Raw genomic sequence first — 25,576 nt, forward strand, 5'->3', positions numbered from 1 at the left:
AGCTGTGGGAGAACTTTCTTGATCAGCCTCACGTGGCCCCGTACGCTCCGCAACTCGAGCATGACCCACCGTGACCGTCCCGCCCCTCGGGCGACCGCCCGCTCGTGTCGGAGGTGTCGCCGTAGATGACGCCGCGCCCGTTCGTGGAGACGTACACCCGCCCGTAGACCCGCGGGTCGCCGGTGATCGCCGCGCCCGTCCAGCCCCACTGGTGCGCGTCGTCGTTGATGCGGATCCAGGTCGCGCCCTCGTCGGTGGAGCGGAAGATGCCGCGGACGCCGCCGATCTTCGCGCTGGTGTAGAGGGTCCGGTACGAGGCTCCCGGCGCCGCCTTGCCGAAGCCGATCGTGTCGGCCTGCTCGACGTTCGCCAGCTCGGTGAAACTCGTCCCGCCGTCCGTGGAGTGCCACAGGCCGTACGCGCCGTCGCTCGCGCCGCCGGCCAGCCACACGTCGCCCTTGGTGCCGGGCAGCGCCTTGAAGCGCACGCTGTCACCGCTGGGCAGACCGTTCGCGGAGGACGCGGTGAAGGTCGCGCCGCCGTCCGAACTGACGTAGAACTTCCCGGACTTGAAGCCGTAGAAGGTCTTCGGGTCGACCCGGTCGGACTCGACCGTCGCGCCGGCGGGGATGCCGCTCGACGCGGACCAGGACGAGCCGAAGCCGGTGGTGTACTGCACGCCGGTGCCGGCCGGGCTCCAGACGAACCGGCTGCCGTCCGGGGCCGCGGCGACCGTGCCGCCGCCGCTGACGCCCGAAGGGTCGGTCCCCGCGAACCAGTCGGCGCCGTCGTCGGTCGAGAAGGCGATGTGCGGGCCCGAGTCCAGATCGCCCACCCGGACCACGGTGGAGGGGCTGGTCTCGGCGAAGTCGAGGCTGGTGGTCGTGGTGAACGTGGGGGAGGTGTACATCATCGACGGGACTTTCGTCAGGTCCGCGTGCCGGAACCCGCCGATGTCACCGAGCGCGCTGAACAACTGCGCCCCGCCCGACGGGGGAGCGGCCAGGTCGTTGACGGCCGTCTCCTCCAGCCCCCGCACCATCGGCTTCACGGCGAACCGGCCGCCGCTGTCCCACTCGGTGAGGTCCTCGGTGCCGTAGAGCGTCGCTCCGGTCCCGTACATCATGCGGTCCGAGTCGAACGGGTCGATCTCCAGCGACTCGGTCATCCAGCCCAGTTTGGGCGTCTGCTCGGGCGGCGACGGGTTCGCGCCGAAGGTCAGCCACGGCGACGACGAGACGTCCATCGTGTAGCGGTTCGAGCGGTCGGGGTACGACGTGTAGTCCCACGCCTGCGTCCAGGTCGCCCCGCTGTCGGTGGACCGGAAGATCTGCGTGTCCGGCCACCAGGAACTGTACGCCGTCGCCATCACCGTGCCCGGGTGCTGCCGGTCGACCGTCAGCCCGCCGAAGCCGTAGGAGGTGTCGGCCTCCGCGACCGGGCTGATGTCCGTCCACGTGCCGGTCGCCGTCGCGTACCGCCACAACTGGCCCTTGCCGCCGTCGTAGGGGCCGCCCTTGTCACTGTAGGCGAGATAGAGGTAGCCGTTCTCCGCGTCCAGCACGCCCTTGTGGGCGAGATGGCCGGTGGGCTGCCCGGCCAGCCGCGTCCAGGTCACGCCCGCGTCCGTCGACCGGTACACGGCGTTGTCCTTGTCGGCCACCCCGACATAGATCGTCTTCGTCGCCGAACCCGCCGTCCCCGTCGACTCGTCGAAGGTGACCCATACGATGCCCTGGTTGTCGGAGGCGTACCCGCTCGTGTCGGACGAATCCTGCACGTAGTCACCGGCGTTGGGGAAGTTCGCCACCTGCGACCACGTCACGCCGGAGTCCGTCGACCGCCACAGACCCTTCCCGCTCGGCGCGCCCAGGTACAGCACGCAGTCCTTGTTCGGATCGATCGCCAGCCGCTCGCCCATGCCCCGCCCGGGCATGTTGCCGCCGAGCTTGAAGGGCAGATCGGTCTTCTGCCAACTGCCGCCCCGGTCACCGGACCTGAGGACGGCGCCGTTCGTCGGGTCCCAGCCGTTGGTGTACGTGCCGACAGCGGCGTACACCTTGTCCGGGTCCACGGAGTCGGAGGCCAGACTGACGACACCGGTGTGCCCCCAGTCGTCCCAGCCGATCGAATCCAGCAGCGGAGTCCAGGTCCTCGTCGACTGCTGCCAGCGGTACGCGCCGCCGATGTCGGTACGGGCGTAGACCAGGTTCTTCTCCTTGCGGTTGAACACGACCCCGGGAACGAAGCCCCCGCCGTCGATCCGGGCGTTCTTCCAGGTGTACGTGTCGGCGGCGACGTCGGCCTTCGGAGCGGGCGCGGCGAGGGCGGGCGCGGCGAGAGTCGGCGCGCTGCCCCCGAGTAGTCCGGCGGCCAACGCCAGCACGGCCGTGAAGATACGGGTTCTTCGCACGATGGGGGTCCTTCCAAGTGGGGGGAGACGTGCGAGTGCCGGGCGGCCCCTGTGCGGGTGGGGCCGCCCGGCTGTCGGCCCCGACGTCAGGTGTCAGGACCGTGTACGCGGAGCGTCGACGGGGCTATTCGAGAAGCTCCGCGTACGAGCCCATGGCCAGGGCGATGTCCGCCTGGGCCCAGAACCGGTGATAGGTGAACGACGGTGCCGCCCCGCCCGCGAGATACGCCTGGATCTTCGACCAGGCCGGGTCGTTCTTGTAGAAGGACCTGAGCGAGGCGAACGTCGACGAGGAGTTGATCGCGTCGCCGTTCGGCATCTTGCCGCTGAAGCCGCTCGGGACGTACACGCTGTCGCCGAAGCGGTTGTAGTCGGCGCGGGTCTCCGGCACGGCGATGCCGAGGCCGTCCTGGTAGTGGTCCCACATGCCGTCCAGCAGCGCCTTGGCGGTCGTCTTCGCCTGCGTGTCACCGGACTTGGCGCCGTAGTACGTCAGGGTCTTGGCGTACGCGGCGGCCACCCCGACGTCGTTCGTGTAGTCGGCGACGGTGACGTGAAGTCCGCTGTTGGCGCCGGGGCTTGACGCGTTCCAGGTGTCGGGCCGGCCCGACCACTGGAGCGTCGAGGGGATCAGGTAGGTGCCGTCCGGGTTGATCGTGGTCTTGGACAGCGCCCAGTCGACCCACTTGTCGAGGACCGCCTTGGCCTGCGCGTTCCCCGTCTGCTGGTAGTACTCCGCGACCCGCTCCATCGACCACGCCTGGAAGCCGAACCACTGGTTGGACGGCGGGTCGTGGTAGACGGGCTGCTGGTCGTAGTACATGCCGTAGAAGGTGGGCGTACCGGCCGGCGGGGTGGCGTAACGGCCCGCCCAGCTGTTGGTCGCACCGCCCGCGATGGCGCCCTCGTCGGACTGCAGCCAGCGGTAGAACTCCAGCTGCCGGGTGAGCGAGGTGCTCCAGTCCGAGGCGCCCGTCGAGGACTTGGGCTTCAGGTCGGCGTACGAGCTCAGCGCGTACGCGGCGAGCGGGTTCTGGTAGCCGCCGTGGACGTGGCTGGAGCCGATCCGCCAGGCCCAGCCCGCGCTCGTGTCGGTCGCGCCGCCCCAGGCGTAGTACCAGGACAGCAGGTAGTCGGAGGCGTCCTTGCCGGTGCCGGCGGCACAGGTCGACGGTCCGACACAGTTGCCGATCTTCTTGAAGTACTTGTCGTACATGGCGTAGCGCAGGTAGTCGCCCATCTTCGCGGCCTTGCCGACGGTCGCGGAGACGTCGCTGCCCTTGCCCTGCTGCTTGGCCCACACGTCGGCCCAGTACGCGGCCTGCACCGCACGCGCGTCGGCGTCCGGGGCGTCCGTGTACTTCCACTGCTTCGCGTACGACGAGTCACCCGTGAACAGGTCCAAGTACCCGTTCGTGCCACCGTACTTGAAGGCGTCGCAGGTCGGCTGCGGCACCGTCTCCCACACCGACTCCTGCGCGCCGCGCTGGAAGGTGTTGATGTACGACGGGCCGTCGGCCGCCGGTCCGCCCTCGCAGGTGCCGCCGGGGGTGTCGCCGTAGCCGTAGACGTTGTCCACGTCCTGCAGCCAGTGCATGCCGTACACGTCGTCCGTGCCGTAGGCGCTCTTCAGCTCGCCGGCGATCGGGTCGGAGCCGACGGAGACCGACGGGTCGAGCTTCGCCGGGTACTCGTTCGGGGTGTCGAGCTCGGGCGCGTAGGTGGCCGGCTTCGAGGCGTTGTAGAAGGAGTTGGTCGGCTGGTCGGCGTGGGTGGGGATCATGTACTTCTCCATGAGCGACCACGCGCCGTTGAACTTGGACCAGTCACCGGTGACCTTGCCGTACATCGCCTGCAGCCAGAGAAGGTAGCTGTAGGCCTCCGACGTGGTCTCGTGGCCCTGGTCCGGGGCCTCGACGATCAGCGTCTCGACCGAGTGGTAGGGGATGCCCTCGGGCGAGAAGTAGCCGTTCGCCGGGTTGGTGATCTTCCCGTAGAGGTCCAGGAAGCGGGCGTCGTACGCCTTCGAGGCCGCCAGCTCGGTCACCGTGACGGTGGCCTTGCTGTAGCCCGTCGCCGTGGACTCGAAGGACGCCGAACCGGTGCCGGAGGAGTCCGCGGTGACGGTCACCGTCTGCGCCGTGCTCCAGTTGGCGGGCGTGAAGGTGAGCGTCGCGCCGCCGGTGACCGACAGACCGCTGTTGCCGCTCGCGCGGGCCGTCGTCACGGTCACGTTCGACGCGGGCTGTGTCGACAGCTTCACCGCGTAGGTTCCCGACTTGCCCTGCTGGACGCCCAGTTGAGTGGGCGAGGCCACCACCGCGGGGCCCGCGGCGACCGTGATTCCGACGGGCGTCGAGTCCGCCGACGCGCCCAGGCTGTCGTACGCCTTGGCCACCAGTGAATGGCTGCCCACGGTCAAACCAGTGGCCGAAAACGTATAGGGCGCACTGGTGTCCGTGCCCAGCAGGGTCGTGTCGTCGTAGAACTCGACCTTGCTGACGGTGGCGTTGTCGGCCGCCGCGGCGGTGGCCGCGAGCGGCACCGCCTCGCCCTGCGAGTAGACCGCGCCCGAGGTGGGGCTGGTCAGCACGGTGACCGGCGGCTGGTGCGCACCGGCGCAGGTGGTGCCGTTGACCGCGAAGCCGGTCGGGGCGGTGTTGGTGCCGCTGTAGGTGAACTGCGCACCGGTGGAGACGGCGGCGCCCGCGGCGATCTTCGCGTTGTAGCCGGCGTCCTTCACGCTGACCGACTGCCCGGACTGGGACCAGGTGCCGTTCCAGCCGTTGCTGAGCTTCTGGTTGCCGCTGTAGGCGTACGTCAGCGTCCACCCGTCGATCGCGTCCGTCCCGCGGTTGGTCAGGGTCAGGTCCGCGGTGAAGCCGGAGCCCCAGTCGTTCGTCTTGTAGTCGACACTGCACTGAAGTGCCGCCGCGTGGGCGGGCGTTGTACCGCTGCTGAGCATGGTGAGCGGAAGCGCCAGGACCGCCACGACAGCGGTCCAGAGCCGTGCGACGGCTCTGCGTCTCCTTCTGGGATGCATGTGCTGGTTCCTCCTTGCGGCTCGGAGAAGTGGGGGCGGAGCAACAAGCCTTGAACCAGTGGGAGCGCTCCCATAGTGGGGAAGGGGGTGGGAGCGGTCAAGGTGCTTGAAGAGTCGAAATGATTCGATGTTGGTGAGTTGAGCGAAAGTCAGCGAACTTTCGTAACTCCCCTGTCCTTTGCCGTCACTTGGCGCTAGCTTCGGTGGCACCAGTGGGAGCGATTCCATCAGTCGACGCGTCCGTCACGGCGCGCCCGAGCTGCAAGGAGTCGCTCATGCGACACCCCCCGCGTTCAGTACTTTTAGCCGTCGCCGGAGCGGTCGGACTTGTCGGGTCCATGACCATTCCGGTCGTCACGGCACAGGGAGCCGGGCCCGCGTGCTCGGTGGAGTACTCCGTCACCGGTCAGTGGGACAACGGTTTCCAGGCTGCCGTGAAGGTCACCAACAACACGGCGGCCATGAGCAGCTGGAGCCTGAGCTTCGACTTCGGAGGCGGCCAGAAGATCACCCAGGGCTGGAACGCCAAGTGGTCCCAGTCCGGCACGGCGGTGACCGCGGCGAACGAGAGCTACAACGGCTCGCTGGCCACCGGCGCGAGCGTCAGCGCCGGGTTCCTCGCCTCCTGGCCGGGGTCGGGGAGCGACGCCGCACCGGCGTCGTTCAAGCTCAACGGGACGACGTGCAACGTGGATTCGGAGCCGCCGCCCACGGATCCTCCGCCCACCGATCCGCCCGCGAGCACCACGGCACCGCCCCTGCACGTCCTGGGCAGCAAGCTCGTGGACGCCGGTGGCGCCACGCGCCGGCTGCTCGGCGTCAACCGCTCCGGCGGCGAGTTCATGTGCGTACAGGGCCGCGGCATCTTCGACGGGCCGGTCGACGACGCCGCGATCCAGGCGATCGCCGACTGGAAGGCGAACACGGTCCGCATTCCGCTCAACGAGGAGTGCTGGCTGGGTCTGTCCAACATCCAGTCGCAGTACGGCGGCGCCAACTACATCGGCGCGGTGAAGGACCTGGTGGCCCGCGTCGAGGCGCACGGCATGACGCCGATCGTCGAACTGCACTGGACCTACGGGCAGTACACCGGCAACTCGGCCGGCTGCTCCGACGTGCACGCCACCTGCCAGAAGCCGATGCCGGACGCGCAGTACACGCCGTCGTTCTGGTCGTCGGTGGCGAACACCTTCAAGGCAGACCAGGCGGTCGTGTTCGACCTGTTCAACGAGCCGTACCCGGACCGGGCGACATCCAGTACCACCGATGCCTGGAAGTGCTGGAAGGACGGCGGCACCTGCCCCGGTATCGGCTACGAGGTCGCCGGCATGCAGGACATGGTCGACGCGGTGCGCGGCACCGGCGCCAGGAACGTCCTCATGGCCGGCGGCCTGGCGTACTCGAACGACCTGAGCCAGTGGCTGACGTACAGACCCAGCGATCCGACGGGCAATCTCGTCGCCGCCTACCACGTCTACAACTTCAACACCTGCTCGAACGAGAGCTGCTGGAACTCCACGCTCGCCCCCGTCGCGGCCCAAGTGCCGCTGGTGGCCGGGGAGATCGGGGAGAACACCTGCTCGCACTCGTTCGTCGACCAGGTCATGAAGTGGTTCGACGACCGGGGTCTCTCCTATCTCGGCTGGACCTGGAACACCTGGGACTGCTCCTCCGGTCCCTCGCTCATCTCCGGTTACGACGGGACTCCCACGTCGTACGGCATCGGGCTGCGCGACCACCTGCGTGCCCTGAACGGCTGATCTTCCGCTGATCCTCTACAGGACAGGAAACCCGCGCTCATGAGTCGTACCAGAACAGCGTTACTCGCCGCCCTGGCGCTGATCGCCGCGTCCGCCGGGACGGCGGTGGCCGTCGTCCCCTCGGACACGTCGCTCGCCGCCGTGCCCTGCGCGGTGGACTACAAGGTGCAGAACCAGTGGGACACCGGCTTCACCGCCGCCGTGACGGTCACCAACAACAGTGCCGCCAAGAGCAGTTGGGCGGTGAAGTGGTCGTACGCCGGAAACCAGAAGGTCACCAGCGGCTGGAACGCGAAGATCACCCAGAGCGGTGCCGCCGTCACCGCGGCCAACGAGACCTACAACGCCACGCTGGGAGCGGGCGGTTCGGTGAGCTTCGGCTTCAACGGCACCTACAGCGGCAGCAACGCCGTGCCCACCGCCTTCACCCTCGACGGCGTGACCTGCAACGTCGACTCGACCGATCCCACGGACCCGACCGATCCGACGGGGCCGGGCACCAAGGTCGACAACCCCTACAGCGGCGCCAAGGTGTACGTGAACCCCGAGTGGTCCGCGAAGGCCGCCGCCGAGCCGGGCGGCAGCCGCGTCTCCAACCAGCCCACCGGCGTCTGGCTCGACCGCATCGCCGCGATCAACGGCGTGAGCGGCGGCATGGGCCTGCGCGACCACCTCGACGCGGCGCTGCAGCAGAAGGGCAGCAACGAGGAGGTCGTCCAGCTGGTGATCTACGACCTGCCCGGACGTGACTGTGCGGCCCTCGCCTCCAACGGCGAGCTCGGCCCGACGGAGATCGACAAGTACAAGTCGCAGTTCATCGACCCGATCGCGGCGATCCTCTCCGACAGCAAGTACAGCGCGCTGCGGATCGTCACCACCATCGAGATCGACTCGCTGCCCAACCTGGTCACCAACACCGGCAGCCGGGCGACCGCGACCCCGCAGTGCGACACGATGCTCGCCAACGGCAACTACGTGAAGGGCGTCGGCTACGCGCTGGCCAAGCTCGGCGCGATCCCCAACGTCTACAACTACATCGACGCCGGCCACCACGGCTGGCTCGGCTGGGACGACAACTTCGCCCCCTCGGCCACCCTGTTCCACCAGGCGGCGACCAGTGAGGGCGCGACCGTCGACGACGTGCAGGGCTTCATCACCAACACGGCGAACTACAGCGCGCTGAAGGAGAACAACTTCACCGTCAACGACACCGTGGGCGGCACCTCCGTGCGCCAGTCCAAGTGGGTCGACTGGAACCGGTACGTCGACGAGCAGTCGTACGCACAGGCCTTCCGCAACCAGCTGGTCTCGGCCGGCTTCAACTCCGACATCGGCATGCTGATCGACACCTCCAGGAACGGCTGGGGCGGCACCGCCCGGCCCACCGGACCCGGCGCCACGACCAGCGTGGACACCTATGTCGACGGCGGCCGCTACGACCGCCGGATCCACATCGGCAACTGGTGCAACCAGTCCGGAGCCGGCCTCGGCGAGCGCCCGCAGGCCGCGCCGGCCGCCGGGATCGACGCCTATGTGTGGATGAAGCCGCCGGGTGAGTCCGACGGCTCCAGCACCGCCATCGCGAACGACGAGGGCAAGGGTTTCGACCGGATGTGCGACCCGACGTACACGGGCAACGCCCGCAACGGCAACAACATGTCGGGTGCCCTGCCGAACGCCCCGCTGTCCGGGCACTGGTTCTCGGCGCAGTTCCAGCAGCTCATGCAGAACGCGTACCCGCCTCTGGGCTGAGGTGGTGACGTGACGACGGTCCGCCGGGGTCAGACCCTCTGGGTCAGGCCCCGGCGGATCGCGAACTCCACCGCCGAGTAGTCGCCGTCGGGGCGTTCGAGCTCGTACGGGACCGCCGGCATCAGGGGCGGCTGGGCCATGAAACGGGGGCGGACGCCGTGGTGCGGCTGGGCGGCGTGGACCAGGAAGGGATGGCAGAGGTAGACGTCGCCGGGGCGGCCGGTGGCGTGGGCGAGCGGCCGGTGCGCCGAGGCCGCCGCGACGTTCGGGCCGAGCTCGATGAAGGAGGCGCCCTCCTCGCCGTACGGCTGGAGGACCTGCGGCACGTCGAGGTGCGATCCGACCCGGATGCGGGTGGGCGCGTCGGCCTCGGTGACCTCGCTGAACAGGAACAGCATCAGCAGGGCGCGCCCCCGCGAGCGGAGGTTGGTGTGCCAGAGCGCGGCACCCTCGGGGAGGTAGCTCCCCTCGATGTGCCAGCCCGCGTCGTCGGGCTCCTCCTCGTGCGGGAACCGGAGCGGGAAGCTGCCCAGCGAGTAACGCGGCTCCCAGCGGCGCTCGCCCACCAGCAGGTCGAGCGCCTCATGCAGGACAGGGGAGTTGGCGGCGGCGGCGAACGGGCCCTGCGCCATTCCGGCCACCCACACCACGGGGTCCTTCCAGGTGGCCGGGTCGTCCGGTTCGTACCCCGTCTCCTGCCACAGCAGCCGGGCGCAGCTCTCCGCGACGCGCGGCGGGAAGGCCCCCTCGATCTTCACGAAGCCGTCCTCGAGGAAGTCCTCCACCAGCGTGTCGTCCATCGGGCCATCGTCGGCGACCCGTCCGGCGTCGTGCACCCCATTTTTCCGGCGCCACTTTTTGCCGCGACAGCAACAGTGCTTGCCGTTGCGGGGTGCGTCGGCGCACTCTGGCCGCACCCGGACGAGAGGCTGGCCACCATGGCGCACGGACATCACGACGGACACGACGACGGACCCCACGACGGACCCCGGGCGGGGCATCACCACCACGACCACACCGACATCGACTGGGCCGAGATGGCCCCGCTGCTGGAGTCGCAGGCGGAGCTGTTCGCGCCCCTGTACGAGCGGGCCATGACCTGGCTCACCGACAAGCAGACCGAGCCGGGGCTGATCGTCGACGCGGGCAGCGGGCCGGGCGTCGTCGCATGTCTGCTCGCCGAGGCGTTCCCGGGGGCGCGGGTCGTGGCGGTGGACGGCTCCGAGCCCCTTCTCGAACGGGCCCGCGCACGGGCCGACCGGCTCGGCGTCGGGGACCGCTTCGACACGATCACCGGTGAACTCCCGGTCGTGCTCGACGAGTTGGACTACCCGGCCGATCTGCTCTGGGCCAGCCGCAGCCTGCATCACCTCGGCGACCAGCGGGCCGCCCTGGCCGCCTTCGCCGACCGGCTCGCACCCGGCGGCACGCTGGCGATCCTGGAGGGCGGACTGCCCGCGCGCTTCCTGCCGCGCGACATCGGCATCGGCCGCCCCGGCCTGCAGGCGCGCCTCGACGTGCTGGAGGAGGAGTGGTTCGCCGAGATGCGCGCGAGCCTGCCCGGATCGGTCGCCGAGACCGAGGACTGGACCACCCTGATGACCGCCGCGGGCCTCAAGCCCACCGGCACCCGCACCTTCATGCTCGACCTGCCGGCCCCGGCCAGGGACCGGGCCCGCGCCTACGTCGCCGCCTCCCTCACCCGCCTCCGCGACGGCTTCGGCGAGCACCTCGACGCGACGGACCGCGCGACCCTCGACCGCCTCCTCGACCCCGACGACAGGGCGAGCGTCCACCACCGCCCGGACGTGTTCGTGCTGGCGGCGCACACGGTGCACACGGCGGCCCATGCGATGTGAGGGCCGGGCCGGCCCTCAGCACCGCCCCGGCGCGCGTACACCGTGATCCGTGCGCCGAGTACGCTCTGTGACCTGCTTCGCAAGGGCGTGTGCGGCCCGGACGCCCGCTACCTCGCCGCCGAGGACTCCGGCGGCCGCCTCACCCTGTGGGGCGCGCGGTACCCGCTGTCCGTGCCGTACCGCGGCACCCGCGCCCCTTGACTTCGAGAGCGCTTCAACTGATTCACTCCCGTCGTCCGATGACACCACAGGGGGTAAAGATGTCCACGACCACCGAATCACCCGTCACGCTCATCACCGGCGGTGCCACCGGCATCGGCGCCGCCGTCGCGCGGCAACTGCTCGATGCCGGGCACCGGGTGGCCGTCACCGGGCGCCGGGAGGAGCGGCTGCGCGCCTTCGCCGGCGAACTCGGCAACCCCGAGGGGCTGTTGACGGTGGCCGGCAACGCGGCCGAGTACGCGGACGTACAGTCGGCGGTGGACGCCACGCTCAAGGCGTACGGGCGGCTGGACACGGTCGTCGCCAACGCCGGGTTCGCCACCCACGACTCGGTGGCGGACGGCGACCCGGCGGGCTGGACCGAGATGGTGCTGACCAACGTCCTCGGCCCGGCGCTCCTCATCAGGGCGTCGGTCGAAGCCCTCAAGGAGACCCGGGGCCGGATCGTCCTGGTCGGCAGCGTCGCCGGGTTCGTGAACACGCCCGGCAACATCTACGGCGCGACCAAGTGGGCGGTGACCGGACTCGCCGAGAACACCCGCCGTCAGGTGACGGAGTTCGGCATCGGTGTCACCCTCGTCGCGCCCGGCCGGGTGGAGACCCCGTTCTGGGACGGCAGCCTGCCGCCCGGTCATCTGCTGACCGCCGACCAGATCGCGGACTCCGTGGTCTGGGCACTGCGCCAGCCGGCCGGGGTCGACGTCAACACCCTCGTCGTACGGCCGGTCGGGCAGCCCAACTGACCCCCGCACGAAGGCCGGCCGGGCTGCCCTGCGCCCTCCCCGGGCGGCTCTAGTTGTTCTGCAGGAAAAACCCAGTTGAAGGGACTGTGAGGGACTGAGCTGCGGGTTCCTAGATCGGACAACCCCAAGTGGGAAAGAACTGGGAAACCATGTCCCGCATCAAGAGGCATCCGCCTGCTCCTGGAACCTCTCCCACCGCTCCTGCAGCGCCTTCATGATGGCACGCTCCATCGCGACCGTCACGCTCGAGTACGTGCCCTCAACCCCCGGCACCTCGTGGCCCATCCGGGACTCCACCGCGAACCGGCTGTGCCCGTCCTCGTCCAGCCACGCCTTGTGCCCGTGGCGCAGCAGATAGATCCGCTTGCCCGCGAAGTCCGGCACCGCAGGGATGGCCGGCCGCGCCGGGTACTTGTTGCCGCGCTTTGCCACCCGGGCGTCCGCGCCCTGGGAGATGGCCGGCCAGTAGTTCACCGAGAACGACGTCGACGCGAGGCAGCCGCCCTCGATGCCCGGGAACACCCACTCGTTGCCGTGCGAGGCGAGCAGCTTCTCCAGCATGTCCGCCAGGAACGGCGGCACCACCAGCGTCCGGTAGGAGAAGTACTTCGGCGGCACCAGGGCTATGGTCCCCTTCTCCTGCTGCACCTGCTGCTGCACCCGGATCGCCGGCATGCGGTCCTCGCCGGCCCCGTAGCGGGCGGCGTCCTCCGCATAGCGCTCCTCCTCGTCCTCGTCCGGACGCGGGTCGGCGGCGGGCCAGTTGGGGTAGCAGTACTCGCGGCGCAGCCCGAACAGCTCGCCCGGGCGCATCCCGGTCATGGCCATCGTCCAGATCATCACGTGCCCGGGATAGCCGAACACGGCCTCGGCGTTGCGGGCCAGCCGGCCGACGGCGCCGATGTCCATGTCGCGCTTGCGTTCACGCTGCGTCTTCTTGACGTACCGGCCGCGCTGCCGGGTCCGCTCGACGGGGGAGACCCTGATGAGCCGCGGCACCGCATCGTCGAGGATCATGCCCAGGACGGTCATCACGTTCTTGGCGCTGCCCGGCGAGGGGAGCTTCTTGTGGATGTGCTTGCGGAAGGCCCGGTAGGCGATGACGTCGATCTCGGCGACAGTCTTGCCACGGAAGTACGGCTTGATGTGCCGGTTGATGATGGCCTTGTAGCTCTTGTACGTCGTGTACGCGTGGTCGGTGGCGGCGAACCAGTCGTCGATCCACTCGGTCATCAGGGTGGCGCCGTCGCGGTTGGAGATGCCGGTGCCGTGCCGGATCTCGTAGAGCTTGTCCTGCCCGTACTGGAAGGCCTCGTCCTCGTCGGTGAAGCCGCCCTTGGACTCGAAGCGTTTGCGGCCGTCGTCGTGGTAGTCGCCGGACCACCACTTCACCCGGCAGGTGCCGCCGCGCCATTCGGTGTAGACGTCCTGGGCCCGTCTGGCCATCTCGCCCCCTTGCGGCTGGTGGTGGTGCGGCAGTCCGGCAGGTACCCCACCTGCCGGAACTCCGCATCAATCATGGCCCCTTACCCTGCCTGCCCGAGAGGGCACGAAGGGCAGTGACCGCACTCTCCACCAAGGTCCCGGACCATCTCCCGCATGGAGGCCTGGACTTCAGGTCTCTCACGTATCTGGACCGGGACAACACAGACGATCCCGTGATCGGTACGGACCGCCGTCCCGTCAAACCTGGGCCCGTAATCGACCACGATCGCGCCTTCTTGCAGCATGGCTCCCCCTATGAGTCGCCTGTCAGGGAAGCCTCCGAGGACGTGTCACGACTCTGCCACGTTTGGGACTAGTTGGGACCATGTAGGACTCAAGCGGTTCATGGGGATGGTGTAACAAAACAGTAAATGCAAATGGTTGTACGTCGAACGAGTGAATTTGCCTTAAATCAGGCCGCGTTCGCGCAAGTCGCGCACCACGCGCTCGCTCATCTCCCGGATCTCCTCCGCGGTTGTCCCCTTCGCCGTGGCAATGAGCGCCAGCTGCACGACGTCGCGCGCTTCCTCGTCGACGACCTCCGGCGGCAGCGGTGACTTCTGCACGCCTGCCGCGTCCGGGTCCTTCATCTCGCTGACAGGCGTCGCCTCGCCGCCGCTCAGGATTGCCATGCTGCTGCCGGGGGCCCACTGCAGCGCACCGTCGATCTTGACGTAGTTCGTCTCACGGATCGGCCGGGCCTTCTCGACGCGCTGCCAGGTGCCCTTGGAGAGGCCGGCGGCCTTGGCGGTGGCGTCGGTGAGGGCGAGGCCGAGGTCGGCGCGGCGGCGCTTGGCGACTCGGGCCAGGCGCTCAAGGTCGAGCTCGGGAACGGGTGGCATGGCCTCATCTTGGCAGGACTGGCCGGGACCAGCCAGGACTAGGGGTCACTTAGGCCCAATCCTTACCCCTCATCAGCCCAGCTCAGCGGGCATCTGTGGCTATCCATTGGCAACAGATGTCTCTTGAGGGTCATCTATGGCTAGACATGGTGGGCATCTAAGGGTAACTTCTTCGCATGGCACAAACCCCAACCACTTTCACGGTGGACGGGACGGCTATCTGCACCAAGCGCATGAACGCGGGGATGGAAGTCCAGCAGCTCGCCGACACGGTCGGCATCACCGCCAACTACCTCCGAAAGGTAGAGCGCGGCGACCGCACCCGCATGAGACCTGGCCCCTACCAGGCCCTCCGAGCCGCCCTGAACGCGACCGACACCGAACTCCTCGCCCCCCACACAGACCCCCCAGAAAGGAAGTGAAGTGGCTACCAAGCAGTCCCCCCGGACCCCCACCACGGCGGACGTCACCGCGCTGCGCTACCACAGCGTCCGCGAGACCGCCGACATCCTCAAGTGCAGCACCCGCACGGTGCACCGCCTCATGAAGGCCGGCCGCCTCGGCTACAGCCAGGAAGTCCCCGGTGGCGTGATCCGCATCAGCGACACCGACATCGCCGCCTACTACGAGGCCAGCCGCATCGGGCCGCGCGTCCCCAACCAGCGCCGGGCCCGCGCCGCCGCCTGACGTAAGAACCCCAACCGCCGGGGGCTACCGGCAGCCGGGGCTCCGCGGCCCGAGGGCCGCAGATCCACCCCTCACCACTCCGAGAGAAGAAGAGAAGAGGCAGACCGTGCCTACATCATCCACTACTCCTGATCGCGAAGCCGCCAAGGCCCGCTTCCGCGCCAAGCTTCAGGCCCGCCAGCAGATGACGGCCCGCGAGTACCTCGCCAACCTGCTGCACGCCACGAACACACACGCCGACGCGGAGGCGATCCTCGACCTCTTCGAGCGGCAGAGCGACACGGCCTCCCGCCTGAACCGCGTGATGGACATCTGCGACAAGGCGGTTCGGTCCGGCGACGAGCTCGTCGACGTCGACCTTGTTCACGCTGCCGCGCTCGGCGATGACGTCCGCAAGTCGGGTGGCGCCCGATGATCGCCCTGAACCTCCCGCGCGTCCCCGTCCCGGGCGCCGTCGCCGTCCAGATCGGCTCCCAGCTTCCGCCCCGCGTCCTGGAGGCGGAGCGGAAGGCCACCTCGGCCGCGTACTCGTTCGGTCTGGCGCGTGGCCCCCGGTATGAGGAGTCCCGGCAGTGGCTGCTCGCGGACATCGCCGCCGCGAACAAGGTCCTCGCCGCCTACAACCCGCGGCTCGTCGTCCGGATCGGGGGCGCGTCGTGACTGACATCCGCCAACCCCTGTACGGCACGGCGACCGTCGAGGTGGCCGCCCGCCTCGCCGCTGCACCGAAGCCGCCCCTGTTCCGTTCGCCGGACCACCGCATCTGGTTCCTGTCCCGCACCCACGTCGACATCACCGGCACCGAATGGGCCTGGGACCAGCACGAGTTCGACGACGTCACGGGCCCCGAGATGGTCTCGCCCTCGCACCCGTTCCTGCATCTGCCGCTGCTCGGCCTGGCCGCGCACTGCGGCCTGCACTCCGACACCACGGCCGCTTTCGAGGCGGGCGAGCTGGTCTTCCAGCTGCACGACGCCGCCGAAGCCGGATACACCCCGACCGCCTTGGAGGCGTGATGCTGCTCGACCTCGCGACGTCTGTCGCAGCCGTGAACGCCCTCATCGCCAAGCACCCGCTGCTTCCGGCCGAGGAGATCGTGCCGTCGACGGCCGGTGTCTCCGTCCACCTGTACGGCGGGTTCGGCGATTTCGAAGCCTGGCGGGAAGCCCTCGGCATCCCTGTTGAAGAGGTGGCGTTCTACATCCGCACCGAGGGCCAGACGACGATGCGCGCCGACATCGAGTTCGCCGGGGTGACGGTGGCGTTGGTCGGCTACTCCGGCCCGGTCCCCGCGGATGCCTCCCTGCTGAAAGCGGTGGCGTGATGGTGACCCTCTCCGTAACCCGCTCCCGCATCCGTGGCGTCCTCCTCGACGCCGCCGGCCTGGTCGACGTCGGCGGTTGGGATGCGCTCCGCAACCCGGTCATGACCGCGATCGACCAGGCATCCGGATTCGTTCCCGGCATCTCCGGCCCGGACGCCGAGCGGACCACGCTCGACGCCTACGACGCCCTCGCCACCCACCTCGACGTCGCATCAATCGCCGAGTGGGAGCGCAAGGCAGGCCGCACCCAGCTGCAGATCGTGTCCGCCCTACACGCCGCCGCCGACCGGGTGATGGCGACGTGACCGCCCCGCTGCCGTCGCCGGTGCTGTCGCCGACGGCGGGTTCGTGAACGCGCTCGCCCGGCACACCATCCGCGGCCTCGACCAGCGGGTCCGCGAACTGGAGGCCCGCCTCGCCGCCGCCATCGAGCAAGGGCACGCACTCCGCGACGCCCGCGACTACGCCGACAGCAAGGCCGCCGGCTACATCGACCGCAGCTTCCTGGAGGACGCCTCGTGATCTGGATCGTCGCCGCGCTCGGCAACGTCGCCGTCTTCCTCCTCCTCTTCGGCCCGTCCATCAGCCGCCGCATCAACGCCCGCAAGGAGCAGCAGTGAAGACCGCATTCGAGATCGCCGGGCCAGTCCTGGTGTGCGGCCCGATCCTCGCCGCCTTCATCCGCTGCTTCATCACCGACGACAACCCCGAGGGGGAGCAGTGAGCATCACCGCCTACCTGCCCCGCCTGAGCAGCGCGGCCCGGCCCACGCGCAGGCACCGTGCCAGCGACGAGGTCAAACGCCTTCGCGCCAAGAACCGCAAGCTCAGCGAGTGGAAGGCGCAGGCCGACGCCTACTTCGAGCGGCTCCGCGCAGACCGCCAAGCCGTGTACGCGTCCCTGCAGTTCGCCGAACACGCACGACAGGCCGCCGAGCAGATCGTCGTTGAGCAGGAGCGGCAGATCCGCGACCTCAAACGGCAGCTGGGTGAAGCGAAGCGGCGCCTGGAAATCGGGGTCCTCGCCGAAGCGGCCGCCGCCGAGACGCAGGAACTCGACGTGAGCAGCCTCCGCGAACGGTTCGCCGAGGGGCCCGTCTACGCCCTCCATCAGTCGCCGATGGCCCGTCGCAAGCCGGACCACGTACCCGCCTGGGTCAAAGACCAGCCCGACCCGGCCGCCTGACGTCCGGCTGGCCGGTGCACCCTCCCGGCCAGCCGGCGCCCAAAACGAAACCGCCGCCGAGGTGAAGTCGGCGGCGATCCACCACAGCATCCCACGGAAGGATCACCGTGACCACGATCAACGCCCACAAGCTGCAGCGGCTCATCCACCAGACCCGCCCGCACATCAGCCCCGACGACACCATGCCCGCCCTCAACGGCATCCGCCTTGAGTGCGACGGCATCCACATCCACGCCCTCGCCACCGACCGCTACACCTTCGCCGTAGCCCGCGCCAAGGTCCGCGAAGAGACCGACACCTGGTCCCTCACGGTCAGCGAGAAGACCCTCGGCTGGATGGTCCCCTGGCTGGAGGCTCACGAGGGCGACACCATCCTCGACCTGACGGCCGGCAGCGACGGTCTCGCAATCGCCGACGACGACGGCAAGCTCACCGTCCCGGCGAAGGATCTGACCTGGCCCAAGTGGCAGCACCTGTTCCGCGACGCGATGCAGGAAACCGCCCTCGCCGACGAACTCCTCAGCCTCGACACCGAGATGCTTGCCCGCTGGAAGAACGCCGACAGCCACCTGCGCGTGTGGCAGAGCGCAGCCGAAAAGCCGCTCCTCCTCGTCGGCGAGGACTTCATCGGCATGCAGATGCCCTGCCGCTACAGGGGCGACGCGAAGGACCGCGCCACCGTCCTCACCGCATGGGCCGGGAGCCTCGGCCAGGGCGGCGAGCCAGCCACGATCACCGCACCCCCCGCCCCGGGCGCCGTCGCAGAGATGGCCGAGGAGATGCTCCGGCACACCCTGCGGTCCACGTCCGAGATGTTCGGCGCCGACATGGACACCGAGAAGAGCCGCGGAGCCTTCAACGCCTGGGTCCACTCCGGCATCTACGCCTGGTCCGCCTACCGCATCTTGCAGGCCCTAAAGAAGGCCGACCCCGACCTCGCCGAGAACACGGTCCGCGACCTCAGCGAGCAGCTGGAGTCCGGCGAGATCGGCGAGTGGGCGTGGGACGAGGCCGAGGAGGCCGGCCACAACCCGCAGAAGTGGCACGACGACTACGAGGCGCACAAGAAGAACCTCGCCGAGAAGGCCGCCGCCGAGGCCGCAGACGCCACCGCCTGACCAACCACAGACCGGCCGCTGGCGCTTTCCCCCCGTTGCGCGCCGCGGCCTCCCAGGGCGGTTCGCCCCGCACCACCCCCCGGTCGGGGCGAACCGCCCGCCCTCAGTGCACCCATTTGGAGCCTCACATGAGCACCAGCAGCCCCACCATTCCGCCGGACGTTGCCGCGCACGTCCTGTTCCACTACGGCCGCGAGGGCGGCTACCAGGCCGGATCATTCACCACCGCCCTCCTCGCCGCCATGGGCACCGCGGACCCGGCCAACCTCGACCGGCTCGCCGCCGGATTCCCCGAGTACGTGGCCGCCGTCACCGCCATCCAGTACGACCCGAACGGCGTCGCCCGGCTGCAGGACATCGCCGCCGGACGCTGCACCCGCTGCAAGAACGACGACGGGCCCATCGCCGAATCCGGCCTGTGCGAGGCGTGCGCCCAGCCGATGCCGCTGGACGGTGTCGCGTGACCGCCATCCAGCCTTCGCCGCCCGCCGGGCGCCTGATCGGAACCTTCGAGCCTGGCACCGACGAGTGGCACGCCGCCCGCGCCAACGGCATCGGCGGCTCCGAGATCTCCGCAGTGCTCGGCCTGTCACCGCACGAGTCCCGCTTCTCCCTGTGGCACCGCAAGCAGGGCAACATCGGGCCCGTCCAGGAGACCTCCGAGATGTACTGGGGCAAGAAGCACGAACCCACCATCTGCGCCGAGTTCACCGAACGGCACCCCGAGCTCCTCGTCCTCCCGGCCGGCACCTACGCAGCCGACGACGCGCCGTGGTGGATCGCCAACCCTGACCGGCTCGGCTTCACCGCCGACGGAGAACTCGAAGTGATCGAGGCGAAGACCGCCTACGACGACTTCGAGTGGGGCGAGGAAGGCACCGACCAGATCCCTGTCCACTACAAGGCGCAGGTCCGCTGGTACTGCCGCGCCCTCGGTGCCCGCCGCGCCCGCGTTGCAGTCCTCTTCGGCCTCGCCGACTACCGCGAGTACATCGTCGAACCGGACGACGAGGACGCCCACCTCATGTACGTGGCGGCCCAGGAGTTCATGGACTCCCTCGCCGCGGGCCAGGCGCCCCCCATCGACGGGCACGCCGCGACCTACCAGGCGGTGAAGGAGATTCCCGACGGGATGGTCGACGTCGACGTCCCCATCGACCCCGCCCTCCGCGACCGCTACTTCGCCTCCCTGGCCGCCTTCAAGGCGGCAGAGGAAGAGAAGCGCTGCACCTCCGGCCTCGTCCTCGACCAGATCGCCGACGGCCGCCGCGCCGTCGTCGGCAACGACCGGGTCGCCACCCGCACCGTCCGAAACGGCCAGACCTACTCACTCCAGCCCGCACGAAACAGGAGCAGCGCCGCATGACCGATCAGACAGTCTCCAACGCCGTCGCCGTCCGCGAAACCGGGCCGGCCGCCATGGTCGAGCAGTACCGCGAAACCCTCGCCCTCGTCATGCCCAGCCACCTCCAGCCGCGCGTCGGCGCCTGGATCCGCTCCACCCAGGGCCTCCTTCGCCGCGACCCCAAGCTGATGGAAGCCGCCACGAACGACGTCGGCCAGTTCATCGCAGTCCTCATGGACGCCGGACGCCTCGGCCTCGAACCCGGCACCGAGCAGTACTACCTGGTCCCGCGCTGGAACAAGAGGAAGCGCTGCACCGAGATCACCGGGGTGCGCGGCTACCAGGGCGAGATCGAGCTCATGTACCGAGCCGGCGCCATCTCCTCCGTGATCGTCGAAGTCGTCTACAGCAACGACAAGTTCCAGTTCCAGCCCGGCCGCGACGAACGACCCGTCCACGACATCGACTGGGACGCCGAAGACCGCGGCACCCTCCGCCTCGTCTACGCCTACGCCGTCATGAAGGACGGCGCCACCAGCAAGGTCGTCGTCCTCAACAGGGGCCACATCGCCAAGGCCCGCGCCAAGTCAGACAGCGCGAACGGCAAGTACCCCGAGCGCTCCCCGTGGAACACGGACGAGGAAGCCATGTGGCTCAAGACCGGAGCCCACCGCCTCGCCAAGTGGGTGCCGACCTCCGCCGAGTACATGCGCGAGCAGCTGCGTGCCCAGGTCGCCGTGGACAGCGAGATGCGCCCCGATCCGCTGCCGCCGACCGTCCCTATGCCGACCCCCGGGACCGTCGACTCCGACTACGACGAGGGCCCCGTCGAGGGCGAAATCGTCGACTGATCAACCCACCCGAGTCCGGGGTCCCGCCCGCCGAGAGGAGGCAAGTGACCGTGTCCATTCAGAAGACGTGCACGAGGTGCAAAGAAGTCCGGCCCGAGGGTGCCTTTCACAAGAAGGGCGACGGCCGTCGGCGAACGGTTTGCGGGGTCTGCCGCAACGCCGCTCGCCAAGGAAAGCGGCAAGAAACCCCCGAGCAGCGGCTCAAGCGAAAGCTTTGGGATCTCTACAAGCTCACCCTCGACGACTATGCGGCCCTCCTGGATGCCCAGGCCGGCGTGTGCGCGATCTGCCACAAGGGCCCGACCGCCAAAAGGCGCCTGGCCGTTGACCACTGCCACGACACGGGCGTCGTTCGGGCCCTGCTCTGCAACTACTGCAACGTGATCGTCGGCGTCTACGAGAACCACCGCCAAGCGGCAGCTGACTATCTCGCCGTCTACGGCGCCGGAAACCCAATCCTCAACCCGTGAAATCCGGGGTCGGCCGCACCCGTAATGCGGCCGGCCCCGGCAACACCAGGAGACCACAGCCATGAAGGCACTCACCATTCGACAGCCATGGGCGGGCGCGATCGCCCACCAGACGAAGCGCGTCGAGAACCGCACCTGGAAGCTCCCCGCCAAGCACCACGGCGCCCGGATCCTCATCCACGCCGGAGCCCAGCCCGACCGAGACGCCATCGTCTACGGCGAGCACCTGGCCGTGTACAGCGCGGTCGTCGCCGTCGCCACCCTCGCCGACTGCCACTTCGACAACGGCAACCAAGTCTGCTGCAGCTACTGGGCCCAACCCGGTCTCTATCACTGGGAGTTGGCCGACGTGATCGCCCTGCCCGAGCCGGTCCTCGACGTCCGCGGCCAGCTTGGGATCTGGACGCCGGACGCGGAGTTGATCGCCGCCGTCGAGCAGCAGCTTCAGGTGGCAGCGTCATGACCGCGACCGTGCAGCCCGCCCTCGACGGCAGCGTGCCCGAGCCGCGGCAGACGAAGACGCAGCGGCAGGCCGAGGACTACGAGGCGTGGCTCGCCGAAGTCTGGCCCAGGTTCATAGCCGCTGCCGCGACCGGCCGCACCTTCACCTGCTACGAGATCGCCGACGCGCACGACCTGCCCCAGCCGCCCAACCCGCAAGCCCACTGGGGCCGGTTGATGACGCTGCTGCAGGACGAGGGCTACGTCCGCAAGGTGAGCTGGGCCTGCTCCAGCCGCCCCACCACCCACCACAGCGGCGTCCGCACCTGGCGCGGAACCGCAGCAGCACGGAAGGCGGCCGCGTGATGAAGAGCCCCGTCCCGTACTTCGGCAGCAAACAGCGCATCGCCGACTGGATCGTCCGACTGCTGCCCTCCCACGAGCACTACGTCGAACCCTTCTGCGGCGGCCTCTCCGTGCTCCTGGCCAAGACCCCGTCACGGATGGAGACCGTCAACGACCTCGACGGCGAGCTGATGACGTTCTGGCGGGTCCTGCGCGACCGACCCGACGAGCTGATCCGAGCCTGCATGCTCACCCCACACAGCCGGGCCGAACTCGAGGCGACCTGGGAACCGACCGGCAACGACCTCGAGCTGGCCCGCCGCATCTGGTGCCGCCTCGCCCAAGGCCGATCCGGCACCCTCCGCAACACCGGCTGGCGCTACTACATCGACCCCGCCGGATCCGTCACCTCGATGCCCGGCTACCTCGAGGCCTACGTACTCCGCCTCGCCGCAGCAGCGGAACGCCTCCACGGCGTCTCGCTCGAGTCGATGCCCGCCCTCGACCTGATCGGCAAGTACGGCAAGCAGCCCAAGTGCCTGCTGTACGTCGACCCGCCCTACCTCGGCACCACGCGCGGCTGGGGCAACAACTACCGGATCGAGATGAAGGCCGAGACCGAGCACCGCGAGCTTGCGGCCGCACTCGCCGACTGCAAGGCCGCCGTCGTCCTCTCCGGCTACCACAGCCCGCTCTACGACGAGCTGTACGACGGCTGGCACCGCTACGAGACCTCAACCATGACCGGCAACGCCAAGACCGCCAAGGACCGCACCGAAGTCCTCTGGTCCAACACCCCCCTCGGTGCCCAGTACGACCTCTTCACCGAAGAGGTGAGCGCGTGAACACCCCCGACGTGTACGCGGCCTGGCTCACCGCCGGCAACAACCTCCAGCCCGTCGGCGCCTGGCTCGGCAACAACTGGCCCAACGTCGCCATCGCGGCCGGCCTCCTCGCCTTCGCCGTGTGGTCCATCAACCGCGCCATCAGCGACGACGACACCCGCCCCTACGACCCGCGCCAGGCCCAGCTCATGACCGGCCACGAGCAGCAGGACTGGGACAGCAGCGGCGACCTCGACACCTGCAACGCCATCCTCGCCGCCACCAACGACCAGGCACGGAAGGAGGAGCAGTCGTGAAGCCGCTCGCCGAACACGGAACCACCGCCCGCGCCAAGGGCCGTCCCGCGGCCGGTATCCCCGGCTGCCCCTGCACGCCCTGCCGACGCGCCGAGAACAACTACGACAAGCGGCGCCGCTTCCTCAACCAGACCGGCCGCAGCCTCATGGTCGACACCAAGCCCGTCGCCGACCACATCCGCGGCCTCTTCGCCGCCGACGCCGGATGGATCCAACTCGCCGCCGTCTCCGGCTGCTCCACATCCACCATCCACAACCTGCTCACCGAGAAGAACCCGCAGTGCCGGCGCAGCACCGCCAACAAGCTCCTCGCCATCCAGCCCGGCGACTGCATCCCCGAGCACCGCAGCACGCCCGCACTGGTCAGCATCCGCAAGGCCCGCGCACTCGTCGCCCTCGGCCACAAATGCCGGGACATCGACACCACCTGCGGCATCGACCACACAGTCCTGACCGACCTCCTCAACGGCAGCCTCACCACTGTCAGCCTCGGACTCGCACGCCGCGTCGACGCAGGCTTCCGGAAGCTGTCCACCACACCCGGAACGTCGGCCCGCTCCCGGAACCGTGCCGCCCGCGAAGGCTGGGCGCCGCCCGCCGCCTGGGACGACATCGACGACCCCGAAGCCCAGCCCGACCTCGGCCGCGACCTGAACTTCCACGAACGCGCCGAACTCCGCCGCGAGGAGATCATCCACTTCGCCTGGCACGGCGACACCCCCGAACAAATCCTCAACCGGCTCGGCGGCGAAGTGTCCATCTCCACCGTCCGCCAAATCGTCGCCGAATGGCGCACCGGCCAGAAGCGGCAGCGGAAGCAGGTGGCGGCGTGATGCTCCGCATCGGCTCTCTGTTCACCGGCACCGGCGCCCTCGACCTAGCTGTCATGGACGTCTACGACGCCGAGGTGGCCTGGCACTCGCAGTACGAGCCGCCCGACAAGAACGGCAAGGAAGACAAAAACCAGTACGCCGCGAAGATCCTCGCCCGCCACTGGCCGGACGTCCCCAACCTCGGCGACATCACCAAGGTCGACTGGCAGGCCGTCATCGACGAGCACGGCCCCGTCGACATCCTCACAGGCGGCTTCCCGTGCCAGGACGTCTCCTCCGCCGGCAAGCGCGCAGGCCTGACAACCGACTCCCGCTCAGGGCTGTGGGCCCACTTCGCCCGCGCCATCCACGAACTCAACCCACGATTGGTGGTCATCGAAAATGTCGAAGGGCTCCTCTCAGCACCCGCTGATCGTGGACTGGGACTCGACGCTGAGGCTCTGGAAGAAGAGGCCGACGCAGGACGGATTCTTCGAGCTCTTGGAGCCGTACTCGGAGACCTGGCCACCCTCGGGCTCCATGCGGAATGGGAGCGCGTGGGCGCGGACGAAGTCGGCGCCCCGCACAGGCGCCGCCGCATCATCATCTACGCCTGGCCGGCTTCTCTCGACCCCAGTGGCCTCGGACGGGGGCACGGATCGCGGGTCGTCAGCGGGCTGGGGATTGCGGGACGAAGCGCGGCGCCTGTTCAAGACGCCGACCTCGAACCTGGGGACGAACGGCGGCTCGCAGCATCCCGACAAGCGGAAAGCGGGCGGGCATGGCCCCACGCTGGCCGACGAGGTGGAACACCTGCTGCCGACGCCCAGGGCGAGGGACGGCAAGGGAGCGGGATAGGAGGACGATCTGCCGTCCACGGTGGATCGTCTACTCCCGACGCCGATGGCTGGCGACGCGAAGGGCACCAGGAACGCCACGGCCGGCCGGAAGGCGGACAACCCGAACGTGAACGAGGGCTGGACCCTGTCGGACGTGGTGTTCAGCGGGCAACTGTCGAGCCCGTCTGCCCCACCTGCGGATGCGCAGAGCCCTTCCACGACGCCGGAGGGTTCTGCGCCGGCTGCCACGGCTGCACCGACCCCGAACTCGGACGGCCCGACGAAGCTCTTCCCCACGCCACGGGCCACGGACGGCACGAAGGGCGGCCCGAATCAGCGCGGCAGCAAGGGCGACCTGATGCTGCCGAGTGCCGCAGCGCAGCTCCTGCCGACACCGACCACGTCGGACGGCGAGAGGACGTCCTCCAGCTACGGCCGGGGCAACCCGACCTTGACTGGGGCGATTACGGACCCGCCATCCGCCGCTGGGAACGAGTCCTCGGACGCCCCGCCCCTTGGCCCACCGACGCTTTGGGACGACTGAGCCCCGTCTTCACCGAATGGCTCATGGGCCTCCCCGACGGCTGGGTCACCGACACCCCCGGCCTCACCCGGCCCGCCATGCTCCGCGCCCTCGGCAACGGAGTCGTCTGGCAGCAAGCCGCCTACGCCCTCCGGCTGCTCCACGCCCGCGCCATCGAGGACACCCAGGAGGCAGCCGCATGAACGCCGTCACCCCCAACTGTGCCGAAGTCATCGTCTCCGCCCTCGTCGAGGCCATCACCGGCGAGGACATCGACCGCCACACCGCACCCCAGACGGCACTCGCCGCCTAGCCCGGACACGGCAAGGGCCCCGCAACAGCGGGGCCCAAGGAGAACAGGAGGAGGGGAGATGCG

The 25,576-nt window shown here is 69.3% G+C and carries 29 protein-coding genes; 24 read left to right on the forward strand and 5 right to left on the reverse strand.

Features of this window, described 5'->3' with window-relative positions; translation table 11 throughout:
* Positions 1 to 28: 28 nt before the first annotated feature.
* Entirely contained in the window at positions 29 to 2,413 is a 2,385-nt protein-coding gene (locus tag ACIBN2_RS08725) for a xyloglucanase (RefSeq protein ID WP_399133494.1), read from the reverse strand.
* Between the two features lie 124 nt (positions 2,414 to 2,537).
* A complete protein-coding gene (locus ACIBN2_RS08730; RefSeq protein WP_399133495.1) occupies positions 2,538 to 5,456 on the reverse strand; it encodes a glycoside hydrolase family 48 protein in 2,919 nt (972 codons plus the stop codon).
* Between the two features lie 275 nt (positions 5,457 to 5,731).
* Between ACIBN2_RS08730 and ACIBN2_RS08735 the strand changes: the two genes are divergently transcribed.
* Positions 5,732 to 7,216: a cellulase family glycosylhydrolase gene (locus ACIBN2_RS08735; protein ID WP_399133496.1), complete on the forward strand. Its 1,485-nt coding sequence runs from the start codon at positions 5,732 to 5,734 to the stop codon at positions 7,214 to 7,216.
* A 39-nt stretch (positions 7,217 to 7,255) separates the two neighbouring features.
* Positions 7,256 to 8,968, forward strand: a complete 1,713-nt coding sequence (locus ACIBN2_RS08740; protein ID WP_399133497.1) for a glycoside hydrolase family 6 protein — start codon at positions 7,256 to 7,258, stop codon at positions 8,966 to 8,968.
* Positions 8,969 to 8,997: 29 nt separating this feature from the next.
* Here ACIBN2_RS08740 and ACIBN2_RS08745 read toward each other — a convergent pair whose 3' ends face one another.
* Entirely contained in the window at positions 8,998 to 9,768 is a 771-nt protein-coding gene (locus tag ACIBN2_RS08745) for a phytanoyl-CoA dioxygenase family protein (RefSeq protein ID WP_399133498.1), read from the reverse strand.
* 138 nt (positions 9,769 to 9,906) lie between these two features.
* Between ACIBN2_RS08745 and ACIBN2_RS08750 the strand changes: the two genes are divergently transcribed.
* Both ACIBN2_RS08750 and ACIBN2_RS08755 read left to right on the forward strand, forming a co-directional pair.
* Positions 9,907 to 10,827 carry a class I SAM-dependent methyltransferase gene (locus ACIBN2_RS08750; RefSeq protein ID WP_399133499.1) on the forward strand — a complete coding sequence of 307 codons (921 nt, stop codon included), beginning with the start codon at positions 9,907 to 9,909 and terminating at the stop codon, positions 10,825 to 10,827.
* Positions 10,828 to 11,087: 260 nt separating this feature from the next.
* A complete protein-coding gene (locus ACIBN2_RS08755; RefSeq protein WP_399133500.1) occupies positions 11,088 to 11,792 on the forward strand; it encodes an SDR family oxidoreductase in 705 nt (234 codons plus the stop codon).
* 159 nt (positions 11,793 to 11,951) lie between these two features.
* On the opposite strand, the gene ACIBN2_RS08760 is transcribed toward ACIBN2_RS08755, so the two are convergent.
* Positions 11,952 to 13,238 carry a tyrosine-type recombinase/integrase gene (locus ACIBN2_RS08760; protein ID WP_399133501.1) on the reverse strand — a complete coding sequence of 429 codons (1,287 nt, stop codon included), beginning with the start codon at positions 13,236 to 13,238 and terminating at the stop codon, positions 11,952 to 11,954.
* A gap of 446 nt (positions 13,239 to 13,684) precedes the next feature.
* A complete protein-coding gene (locus tag ACIBN2_RS08765; RefSeq protein ID WP_399133502.1) occupies positions 13,685 to 14,119 on the reverse strand; it encodes a hypothetical protein in 435 nt (144 codons plus the stop codon).
* A gap of 176 nt (positions 14,120 to 14,295) precedes the next feature.
* Here ACIBN2_RS08765 and ACIBN2_RS08770 point away from each other — a divergent pair, with 176 nt between their 5' ends.
* The 20 genes from ACIBN2_RS08770 (at position 14,296) to ACIBN2_RS08865 (ending at position 25,403) form a co-directional block, all read left to right on the forward strand.
* Positions 14,296 to 14,541 carry a multiprotein-bridging factor 1 family protein gene (locus tag ACIBN2_RS08770; RefSeq protein WP_399133503.1) on the forward strand — a complete coding sequence of 82 codons (246 nt, stop codon included), beginning with the start codon at positions 14,296 to 14,298 and terminating at the stop codon, positions 14,539 to 14,541.
* A 1-nt stretch (position 14,542) separates the two neighbouring features.
* On the forward strand, positions 14,543 to 14,806 hold the full coding sequence (locus tag ACIBN2_RS08775) for a helix-turn-helix domain-containing protein (protein WP_399133504.1): 264 nt from the start codon (positions 14,543 to 14,545) through the stop codon (positions 14,804 to 14,806).
* A 106-nt stretch (positions 14,807 to 14,912) separates the two neighbouring features.
* Positions 14,913 to 15,221, forward strand: coding sequence for a hypothetical protein (locus tag ACIBN2_RS08780; RefSeq protein ID WP_399133505.1), 309 nt, complete (start codon positions 14,913 to 14,915; stop codon positions 15,219 to 15,221).
* Positions 15,218 to 15,466: a hypothetical protein gene (locus ACIBN2_RS08785; protein WP_399133507.1), complete on the forward strand. Its 249-nt coding sequence runs from the start codon at positions 15,218 to 15,220 to the stop codon at positions 15,464 to 15,466. Before ACIBN2_RS08780 ends, ACIBN2_RS08785 begins: the two co-directional genes overlap by 4 nt.
* Complete coding sequence (locus tag ACIBN2_RS08790) at positions 15,463 to 15,822, forward strand: hypothetical protein (protein WP_399133508.1); 360 nt, start codon at positions 15,463 to 15,465, stop codon at positions 15,820 to 15,822. Before ACIBN2_RS08785 ends, ACIBN2_RS08790 begins: the two co-directional genes overlap by 4 nt.
* Positions 15,822 to 16,130 (forward strand): hypothetical protein, encoded by a 309-nt coding sequence (locus tag ACIBN2_RS08795; RefSeq protein WP_399133509.1) that lies wholly within the window; start codon positions 15,822 to 15,824, stop codon positions 16,128 to 16,130. The genes ACIBN2_RS08790 and ACIBN2_RS08795 overlap by 1 nt, the downstream gene beginning before the upstream one ends.
* On the forward strand, positions 16,130 to 16,435 hold the full coding sequence (locus ACIBN2_RS08800) for a hypothetical protein (RefSeq protein WP_399133510.1): 306 nt from the start codon (positions 16,130 to 16,132) through the stop codon (positions 16,433 to 16,435). Before ACIBN2_RS08795 ends, ACIBN2_RS08800 begins: the two co-directional genes overlap by 1 nt.
* Before the next feature lie 43 nt (positions 16,436 to 16,478).
* The gene (locus tag ACIBN2_RS08805) at positions 16,479 to 16,652 is read left to right on the forward strand and encodes a hypothetical protein (RefSeq protein WP_399133511.1); all 174 of its coding nucleotides are present in this window, start codon (positions 16,479 to 16,481) and stop codon (positions 16,650 to 16,652) included.
* A gap of 198 nt (positions 16,653 to 16,850) precedes the next feature.
* Complete coding sequence (locus tag ACIBN2_RS08810; protein ID WP_399133512.1) at positions 16,851 to 17,315, forward strand: hypothetical protein; 465 nt, start codon at positions 16,851 to 16,853, stop codon at positions 17,313 to 17,315.
* A 107-nt stretch (positions 17,316 to 17,422) separates the two neighbouring features.
* Positions 17,423 to 18,433 carry a hypothetical protein gene (locus ACIBN2_RS08815; protein WP_399133513.1) on the forward strand — a complete coding sequence of 337 codons (1,011 nt, stop codon included), beginning with the start codon at positions 17,423 to 17,425 and terminating at the stop codon, positions 18,431 to 18,433.
* 128 nt (positions 18,434 to 18,561) lie between these two features.
* Positions 18,562 to 18,897 (forward strand): hypothetical protein, encoded by a 336-nt coding sequence (locus ACIBN2_RS08820; protein ID WP_399133514.1) that lies wholly within the window; start codon positions 18,562 to 18,564, stop codon positions 18,895 to 18,897.
* Positions 18,894 to 19,799: a YqaJ viral recombinase family protein gene (locus tag ACIBN2_RS08825; protein WP_399133515.1), complete on the forward strand. Its 906-nt coding sequence runs from the start codon at positions 18,894 to 18,896 to the stop codon at positions 19,797 to 19,799. The genes ACIBN2_RS08820 and ACIBN2_RS08825 overlap by 4 nt, the downstream gene beginning before the upstream one ends.
* Positions 19,796 to 20,629, forward strand: a complete 834-nt coding sequence (locus tag ACIBN2_RS08830) for a recombinase RecT (protein ID WP_399133516.1) — start codon at positions 19,796 to 19,798, stop codon at positions 20,627 to 20,629. Before ACIBN2_RS08825 ends, ACIBN2_RS08830 begins: the two co-directional genes overlap by 4 nt.
* A gap of 50 nt (positions 20,630 to 20,679) precedes the next feature.
* Positions 20,680 to 21,099: an endonuclease VII domain-containing protein gene (locus ACIBN2_RS08835; RefSeq protein WP_399133517.1), complete on the forward strand. Its 420-nt coding sequence runs from the start codon at positions 20,680 to 20,682 to the stop codon at positions 21,097 to 21,099.
* 61 nt (positions 21,100 to 21,160) lie between these two features.
* Positions 21,161 to 21,562: a hypothetical protein gene (locus ACIBN2_RS08840; protein ID WP_399133518.1), complete on the forward strand. Its 402-nt coding sequence runs from the start codon at positions 21,161 to 21,163 to the stop codon at positions 21,560 to 21,562.
* On the forward strand, positions 21,559 to 21,906 hold the full coding sequence (locus ACIBN2_RS08845; protein WP_399133520.1) for a hypothetical protein: 348 nt from the start codon (positions 21,559 to 21,561) through the stop codon (positions 21,904 to 21,906). The genes ACIBN2_RS08840 and ACIBN2_RS08845 overlap by 4 nt, the downstream gene beginning before the upstream one ends.
* Positions 21,906 to 22,730, forward strand: coding sequence for a DNA adenine methylase (locus tag ACIBN2_RS08850; RefSeq protein ID WP_399133521.1), 825 nt, complete (start codon positions 21,906 to 21,908; stop codon positions 22,728 to 22,730). The genes ACIBN2_RS08845 and ACIBN2_RS08850 overlap by 1 nt, the downstream gene beginning before the upstream one ends.
* Positions 22,727 to 23,026 (forward strand): hypothetical protein, encoded by a 300-nt coding sequence (locus ACIBN2_RS08855; protein WP_399133522.1) that lies wholly within the window; start codon positions 22,727 to 22,729, stop codon positions 23,024 to 23,026. Before ACIBN2_RS08850 ends, ACIBN2_RS08855 begins: the two co-directional genes overlap by 4 nt.
* Complete coding sequence (locus tag ACIBN2_RS08860; protein WP_399133523.1) at positions 23,023 to 23,859, forward strand: hypothetical protein; 837 nt, start codon at positions 23,023 to 23,025, stop codon at positions 23,857 to 23,859. Before ACIBN2_RS08855 ends, ACIBN2_RS08860 begins: the two co-directional genes overlap by 4 nt.
* Positions 23,859 to 25,403 carry a DNA cytosine methyltransferase gene (locus tag ACIBN2_RS08865; protein ID WP_399133965.1) on the forward strand — a complete coding sequence of 515 codons (1,545 nt, stop codon included), beginning with the start codon at positions 23,859 to 23,861 and terminating at the stop codon, positions 25,401 to 25,403. The genes ACIBN2_RS08860 and ACIBN2_RS08865 overlap by 1 nt, the downstream gene beginning before the upstream one ends.
* The last annotated feature ends 173 nt before the right edge of the window (positions 25,404 to 25,576 follow it).

The sequence above is a fragment of the Streptomyces sp. NPDC050534 genome, from assembly GCF_044457745.1.
In the GTDB taxonomy this organism is placed as follows: domain Bacteria; phylum Actinomycetota; class Actinomycetes; order Streptomycetales; family Streptomycetaceae; genus Streptomyces.

What these genes read in the sequence shown, in the direction of transcription:
- ACIBN2_RS08820 (WP_399133514.1), top strand. Translation starts at nt 18,562, where the DNA reads ATGAGCACCAGCAGCCCCACCATTCCGCCGGACGTTGCCGCGCACGTC.
- ACIBN2_RS08795 (WP_399133509.1), top strand. Translation starts at nt 15,822, where the DNA reads ATGCTGCTCGACCTCGCGACGTCTGTCGCAGCCGTGAACGCCCTCATC.
- ACIBN2_RS08785 (WP_399133507.1), top strand. Translation starts at nt 15,218, where the DNA reads ATGATCGCCCTGAACCTCCCGCGCGTCCCCGTCCCGGGCGCCGTCGCC.
- ACIBN2_RS08735 (WP_399133496.1), top strand. Translation starts at nt 5,732, where the DNA reads ATGCGACACCCCCCGCGTTCAGTACTTTTAGCCGTCGCCGGAGCGGTC.
- ACIBN2_RS08750 (WP_399133499.1), top strand. Translation starts at nt 9,907, where the DNA reads ATGGCGCACGGACATCACGACGGACACGACGACGGACCCCACGACGGA.
- ACIBN2_RS08760 (WP_399133501.1), bottom strand. Translation starts at nt 13,238, where the DNA reads ATGGCCAGACGGGCCCAGGACGTCTACACCGAATGGCGCGGCGGCACC.
- ACIBN2_RS08800 (WP_399133510.1), top strand. Translation starts at nt 16,130, where the DNA reads ATGGTGACCCTCTCCGTAACCCGCTCCCGCATCCGTGGCGTCCTCCTC.
- ACIBN2_RS08730 (WP_399133495.1), bottom strand. Translation starts at nt 5,456, where the DNA reads ATGCATCCCAGAAGGAGACGCAGAGCCGTCGCACGGCTCTGGACCGCT.
- ACIBN2_RS08830 (WP_399133516.1), top strand. Translation starts at nt 19,796, where the DNA reads ATGACCGATCAGACAGTCTCCAACGCCGTCGCCGTCCGCGAAACCGGG.
- ACIBN2_RS08865 (WP_399133965.1), top strand. Translation starts at nt 23,859, where the DNA reads ATGCTCCGCATCGGCTCTCTGTTCACCGGCACCGGCGCCCTCGACCTA.
- ACIBN2_RS08745 (WP_399133498.1), bottom strand. Translation starts at nt 9,768, where the DNA reads ATGGACGACACGCTGGTGGAGGACTTCCTCGAGGACGGCTTCGTGAAG.
- ACIBN2_RS08765 (WP_399133502.1), bottom strand. Translation starts at nt 14,119, where the DNA reads ATGCCACCCGTTCCCGAGCTCGACCTTGAGCGCCTGGCCCGAGTCGCC.
- ACIBN2_RS08845 (WP_399133520.1), top strand. Translation starts at nt 21,559, where the DNA reads ATGACCGCGACCGTGCAGCCCGCCCTCGACGGCAGCGTGCCCGAGCCG.
- ACIBN2_RS08850 (WP_399133521.1), top strand. Translation starts at nt 21,906, where the DNA reads ATGAAGAGCCCCGTCCCGTACTTCGGCAGCAAACAGCGCATCGCCGAC.
- ACIBN2_RS08740 (WP_399133497.1), top strand. Translation starts at nt 7,256, where the DNA reads ATGAGTCGTACCAGAACAGCGTTACTCGCCGCCCTGGCGCTGATCGCC.
- ACIBN2_RS08755 (WP_399133500.1), top strand. Translation starts at nt 11,088, where the DNA reads ATGTCCACGACCACCGAATCACCCGTCACGCTCATCACCGGCGGTGCC.
- ACIBN2_RS08770 (WP_399133503.1), top strand. Translation starts at nt 14,296, where the DNA reads ATGGCACAAACCCCAACCACTTTCACGGTGGACGGGACGGCTATCTGC.
- ACIBN2_RS08840 (WP_399133518.1), top strand. Translation starts at nt 21,161, where the DNA reads ATGAAGGCACTCACCATTCGACAGCCATGGGCGGGCGCGATCGCCCAC.